5 protein-coding genes are annotated in these 6,422 nt (G+C 63.7%); 3 read left to right on the top strand and 2 right to left on the bottom strand.

The window, feature by feature from the left end; all coding sequences use genetic code 11:
* The coding region (gene ppk1, locus Q0Y42_RS13730) for a polyphosphate kinase 1 (protein ID WP_297804874.1) at positions 1–1,279 on the top strand (1,279 nt) is incomplete at its 5' end.
* On the top strand, positions 1,279–2,763 hold the full coding sequence (locus tag Q0Y42_RS13725; protein ID WP_297804871.1) for a Ppx/GppA phosphatase family protein: 1,485 nt from the start codon (positions 1,279–1,281) through the stop codon (positions 2,761–2,763). The genes ppk1 and Q0Y42_RS13725, both read left to right, overlap by 1 nt.
* Positions 2,764–2,826: 63 nt before the next feature.
* On the opposite strand, the gene rnd is transcribed toward Q0Y42_RS13725, so the two are convergent.
* Entirely contained in the window at positions 2,827–3,981 is a 1,155-nt protein-coding gene (gene rnd, locus Q0Y42_RS13720) for a ribonuclease D (protein WP_297804868.1), read from the bottom strand.
* Positions 3,982–4,061: 80 nt separating this feature from the next.
* Between rnd and purM the strand changes: the two genes are divergently transcribed.
* On the top strand, positions 4,062–5,099 hold the full coding sequence (gene purM, locus Q0Y42_RS13715) for a phosphoribosylformylglycinamidine cyclo-ligase (RefSeq protein ID WP_297804865.1): 1,038 nt from the start codon (positions 4,062–4,064) through the stop codon (positions 5,097–5,099).
* Between the two features lie 60 nt (positions 5,100–5,159).
* Here purM and Q0Y42_RS13710 read toward each other — a convergent pair.
* On the bottom strand, positions 5,160–6,422 hold a 1,263-nt coding region (locus Q0Y42_RS13710), incomplete at its 5' end, for a peptidase S10 (protein WP_297804862.1).

Below are 6,422 nucleotides of genomic sequence, written 5' to 3'. Positions count from 1 at the left end.
CATCGTCGATGGCATGCTGGGTCTGGCCCAACTGTCGGAACTGATCCCCGCAGGCCACCCCGAGCTGAAGTTCAAGGGCTATGAGCCACGCTATCCCGAGCGGGTGCGCGACAACGGCGGCGATGTCTTTGCGGCTATCCGTGAAAAGGACATGCTGATCCACCACCCGTTCGAGAGCTTCGATGTGGTGGTGCAGTTCCTGCGTCAGGCCGCCCGCGATCCGAACGTTCTGGCGATCAAACAGACGCTTTACCGGACCTCGAAGGACAGCCCCATCGTCGCGGCTCTGATCGAGGCTGCCGAGGCGGGCAAGAACGTCACCGCCCTGATCGAACTGAAGGCCCGCTTTGACGAAGAGGCCAACCTGCGCTGGGCGCGCCAGATGGAACGGGCGGGCGTCCACGTCGTCTTCGGCTTTGTGGAGTACAAGACCCACGCCAAGCTCAGCGTCGTCGTGCGGCGCGAGGGCGAGGCGCTGCGGACCTATTGCCACTTCGGCACCGGCAACTACCACCCGACCACGGCCAAGATTTACACCGACCTCAGCCTGTTCACCTGTGACCCAACGCTGGGTCGCGATGCCACGCGGGTGTTCAACTACATCACCGGATACGCCGAGCCGGACGAGCTTGAGGCGCTGGTCGTCTCGCCGCTCAACATGAAGACCACCCTGCTGGAGTTGATCGGCAACGAGATGTCGGCCGCCGCCATGGGCAAGCCCGCCGCCATCTGGGCCAAGATGAACGCGGTTGTGGACCCCGAGATCATCGACGCCCTCTATAAGGCCAGCCAGTGGGGCGTGCGCATCGAACTGGTCGTGCGCGGCATCTGCTGCCTGCGTCCGGGGGTGAAGGGTCTGTCGGAGAATATCCGCGTCAAATCCATTGTGGGCCGCTTCCTTGAACACAGCCGGATCGTGGCCTTTGCCAACGGTCACGACTTGCCCAGCAACAAGGCCAAGCTGTTCATCTCGTCTGCCGACTGGATGCCGCGCAACCTCAACCGCCGCGTTGAGTTGATGACCCCCATCCACAACCCGACCGTCCACGATCAGGTTCTGGACCAGATCATGGTCGCCAACCTCAAGGACGACACCCAGTCGTGGACGCTGAAGCCGGACGGCACCTATAGCCGCGTGCCGGAATCGACCACCGAGCGGCCCTTCTCGGCCCACAAATACTTCATGACCAACCCCAGTCTGTCGGGTCGTGGCCGCAAGGTGAAGACCCTGCCCAGCGCGCTATCCTATGGCGGGTCGTCGGGTAAGAAGGCGCGTTAATGCCCGAAATCGAATATCCGTCCCGACAGATCGCCATCATCGACATCGGCTCCAACTCGGTGCGCCTTGTGCTGTACCGGCTGGAAGGCCGTGCGGTGTGGACCATGTTCAACGAAAAGGTCCTCGCGGGCCTTGGCCGTGACATCACCCTGACCGGAAAGCTGTATGAGCCGGGGGTAGAGATGGCCCTCGTCGCCCTGCGCCGTTTCGCGGCGGTGATCGAAGGGGTGCAGCCCGACATGGTGCTGACGGCGGCAACGGCCGCTGTGCGCGAGGCGTCCGACGGTCCGGCCTTCTGCGAAAAGGTCTATGAGCTGACGGGGCTGGATATCCGCGTCCTCAGCGGCGAGGAAGAAGCCCGCTATGCCGCCGCCGGCGTGGTTGCGGGTGACCCGACCGCCCATGGCGTGGTCGGCGATCTGGGCGGGGCCAGCCTTGAGCTGAACCGGCTGGGAGCCGAGGGGCCGGGCATCACCCTGCCCTTGGGTCCGTTCGTACTGGCAGGTTCAAAGGGCTTTGACGCCAAGCGCGTCGAGAGCCGCATCAAAAAGGTCCTGTCCGAGGTATCGGACGACTATCGCACCAAGACCTTCAACGCCGTGGGCGGTGCATGGCGGACGCTGGCCCAGATGCACATGGAGATGCAGGACCACCCCCTGCGGATCGTGCACCAATATGCGATGTCCGCCGACGAGGCGCGCGAACTGGCCGACTATGTCGTCAAACGCTCGCGGGCCGATCTGGAAAAACATCCGGGCGTTTCAAAGCGTCGCGCCGAGACCCTGCCCTATGCGGCACTGAACCTGCGCGGTCTGATCGATCAGCTGAAGATCGAGACCATCGTCTTTTCCGCGTGGGGCGTGCGCGAGGGCCTGCTTCACGCAGGGATGGACGAGCGCACCCGAACCATTGATCCGCTTTTGGCCGGATGCTCCGCGTGGGGTGGTCGTCAGGGCGTGGACCCTGCCCTGCCGCGCGCGCTGGATGGCTGGCTGCAACCCATAGCCTCGGCCCTGCCGGAAGTTTTCGGCGAGGAGCGCGACGCCCTGTTGATGTCGTCGGTCTGCCGACTGGCCGATATCGGTGCCCGCCTGCACCCCGACCACCGCCCCGAGCTGGTTTTCGATCAGGTTCTGTGGTCCCCCATCGCGGGCCAGAACCATGCCGAACGCGCCTTCCTCGCCACGGCAATGTATGCACGCTATGGCGGGGCCAACGCGGTTCACAAGCCCGCCATCGTCGATCGGCTGCTGTCACCCGCAGGGGTAAAGCGCGCCCGCGCACTGGGTCTGGCCATGCGTCTGGCCTGTGATCTGTCCGGCCGTTCGCCCCAGCTTCTGTCCAATGCCGCCATCTCCATCAGCAAGGGCACGCTGCGGGTCACCGCTGTCAAAGGCTATGGCTCGATGCTGCTGGGCAGCCAGACCCGCCGCCGCGCCAAGGCGCTGGCCGATGCGCTCGATCTGGAACTGGCCGAGTTCTAAAACCAAAAGGGACCGAAACCCTGCGGCTTCGGTCCCTTTTCTATTGGTCTGATCCGGTGCGGATCAGTCTTCGATCTCGACGATCTCGACGCGCGGTCCGTTCAGGACCAGGGCGATTTCGCCGCGCTTGAGCTTCAGCGCATCGTCACCGAACATCTTGCGACGCCAGCCCTTCATGGCTTCGACATCGGCATCGTCGTTCAGGGCGATCTTTTCGAGGTCCGACACGGTGGCGATCAGCTTGGAGGCCACGCCTTCGTTGTCGCTCTTGGCCTTCAGCAGCACCTTCAGCAGCTCGACCACCGACGGCGGTGCGGGCTGGTGGGCGCTGGGGCGTTCCAGCTTGGGCGCGTGGGCTTCCGGATCGGCCAGAACGCGCTTGAGCTCTGCAGCCAGTTCCAGACCCATGCGCGAGGCACCAAAACCCTTGGGCACCGAGCGCAGGCGGTTGAAGGCATCCGGATCGGTCGGGGTCTGGACGGCGATTTCGTCGATACCCTCGTCCTTGAGGATACGGCCGCGCGGTTGGTCGCGTTCCTGCGCGGTGCGTTCGCGCCAGACGGCGGTGGCCACGAAGGCCGCCAGATATTTGGCGTTGAACTTCTTGGGCTTCAGACGCTTCCACGCATTCTCGGGCGTGGTGTCATAAAGGGCCGGATCGACCAGAGCGTCCATCTCGCCCATCACCCAGTCCAGACGGCCGTCCTTTTGCAGGCGGTCGCGGAGCTTGGGATAGAGGGCCGCGAGGTGCGTCACGTCACCCAGAGCATAGGTCAGCTGCGCTTCCGACAGCGGGCGGCGTGCCCAGTCGGTGAAGCGGCTGCCCTTGTCCAGTTCCTGACGCAGCATCTGGCGGACCAGTGCCTCATAGGAAACCTGATCGCCGAAACCGGCGGCCATGGCGGCAACCTGCGTATCAAACATCGGACGCGGCATCGCACCCAGACGGTTGAAGATTTCGACGTCCTGACGGGCGGCGTGGAAAACCTTGAGAATCGATTCGTCGCGCAGGATTGCGAGGAACGGCTCCAGATCCAGACCCTCGGCGAGAGGGTCGATGATCGCGGCATCGGTCGGGGACGCAGCGGCCTGAATCAGGCACAGCTTCGGCCAATAGGTCGTTTCCCGCATGAATTCCGTATCAACGGTAATAAACGGGGCCTTGGCCAAACGCTCGCAGAAAGAAATCAGTGCGTCATTGGTGGTGATTGGCGTCATGTTGGTGCTATAGCGCCGCACGACAGCGTCGTGGCAAGAGGCTACGGCAATTTTTCGTCCCTGTTTTTGAGCCGTGACCGATGAGCGACACCTCCGAAGCCCCCAAAACCGGCCTGACTTACGCCTCTGCTGGCGTGGATATCGACGCCGGTGAACGCCTCGTCGATGCCATTAAACCGCTGGCGAAATCGACCCGCCGTCCGGGTGCCGAGGCATCGCTGGGTGGTTTCGGTGCCCTGTTCGACCTCAAGGCTGCTGGCTTCAACGATCCGCTGATCGTCTCGACCACCGATGGCGTCGGCACCAAGCTGAAGATCGCGATTGAGACCGGCATGCACGACGGCGTCGGCATCGATCTGGTGGCCATGTGCGTCAACGACCTGCTGGCACAGGGCGCTGAACCGCTGATGTTCCTCGACTATTACGCTACCGGAAAGCTGGACGTTGACGCCGCCAAGCGCGTCGTCGCCGGCATCGCCGAGGGCTGCCGCCAGTCGGGTTCGGCCCTTGTCGGTGGCGAGACCGCCGAAATGCCGGGCATGTACGAAGGCTCCGACTACGACCTCGCCGGTTTCTCGATCGGTGCGGTCGAGCGCGGTCAGGTCCTGCCCTACCTCGATCAGCAAAAGGCCGGTGACGTCATCATCGGCATCGGCTCGTCGGGGCCACACTCGAACGGCTATTCGCTGGTCCGCAAGGTGGTCGAGAAGTCGGGCTTGGGCTGGAACGGTGCCGCGCCGTTCGCCGAGGGCAAGACGCTGGCCGAGGCCCTGATGGAGCCGACCCGCATCTATGTGAAGTCGGTCCTGCCGCTGATGAAGGCCGGTCTGGTCAAGGCCGGTGCCCACATCACGGGCGGTGGCCTGATCGAAAACCCGCCGCGCTGCATCGTCGAGGGCTTGAAGGCCGAGTTCGACTGGAACGCATGGGAAATGCCGCCGGTGTTCCAATGGCTGCAGCAAGTGGGCGAGATCGACACCCACGAAATGCACCGTACGTTTAACTGCGGCGTGGGCTTCATCCTGATCGCCTCGCCGGAGAACGCCGAGCCGATCCTCGCCGCCCTGCTGAACGCGGGCGAGGAAGCCTTTATCTGCGGCCAGTTGGTCGAAGCCTGAGCTTCCTCACCCCGCTAAAGAAACAGGCCCCGCAGAGCGATCTGCGGGGCCTTTTCTCTATCAGCGCAGACCGCCGTTTGAGGTCTCGTCGTAGTATTTCGACAGGTCGCGGTACAGCTCCACCAGCGGCTCGCGGCTGGTGTACATCATGTGTCCGCCCTCATAGTAGGTGAACTCGATGTTCCGGCGCAGGTGCGGCTCCAGCATGGTCTGGGCCAGATCATACTCGGTCGAGAAGAAGGGCGTGGCCGCGTCGTAATAGCCGTTCAGCGACAGCACCTTCATGTGCGGGTTGCGGCGGATGACGGTCGCCAGATCAATCGCCGTGTTCGGCGTGGTCTGCACCCCGCCCAGCGGCGAGCGGTGGCTCCAGTTCCAGTCAAACCCCGGCAGGCCGCGTGCCGACTGGCGGTAATCCAGATCGGTACGGAAGTTCAGCGTATTGGCCACATAGTCCTGGAACAGGCTGACATAGGCCCCCGTCACGGCGCTGGAGGCCGGATCTTCTTCCGGCGATCCGGTCACATGGCTGGCGTCGATGCCGATATAGCGGGTGTCCAGACGGCCTACGGTCTGGTGGCGGTCACGCAGCAGCTCCTTGCGGAACGGGCTCAGCTCGATACGCAGGTTGGCCGCTTCGATGAAGCTCGGATCGATACCGATCAGGGCGCTCATCTCGCGGGCGATGGCCGATTTCTCGGCGTCGCTAATGAAGTGGCCCTTGTTCAGCGCCGTCGTGTACGGGCCGATGGCGAACTGGCGCGCCTTTTCAACGTGCTGTTCCAGCGTCACGCCATTGCGGTTGATGGCGTTTTGGTACCACGCGGTCGCCGCATAGGTCGGCAGCAGGGTGACGAAGTTCTGCGGATAGCCCGGCTGGCGCACGCCATAGTTCATGATCGACGACAGCAGCACCACGCCGTTCAGCTGAAGGCCGCGGTCGTGCAGCTGATAGGCCAGCGCACCGGCGCGCAGCGTGCCATAGCTCTCGCCCAGAATATATTTCGGGCTGGCCCAGCGGTTGTTCTTGGTGGTGTAGCGCAGGATGGCGCGGGCAAAGGTGTCGGCGTCGGCGTCCACGCCCCAGAAGGTCGAACCCGGCGCATCGCCCAGCGGACGCGAATAGCCCGCGCCCACCATGTCGATGAAGACAAGGTCCGTCTTGTCCAGCAGGGTCATGTCGTTGGGCGTCAGACGGTTCGGTGCCGGACGCTCATAGACGGGATCATCGGTCTCCACGCGCACCGGACCAAAGGCCCCCATGTGCAGCCACATGGTCGGCGAGCCGGGACCACCGTTGAACATATAGGTGATCGGGCGCTG

Origin of the sequence: uncultured Brevundimonas sp. (genome assembly GCF_947305955.1) — a bacterium.
GTDB lineage: Bacteria > Pseudomonadota > Alphaproteobacteria > Caulobacterales > Caulobacteraceae > Brevundimonas.
This window is presented reverse-complemented; position numbering and strand designations above follow the sequence as displayed.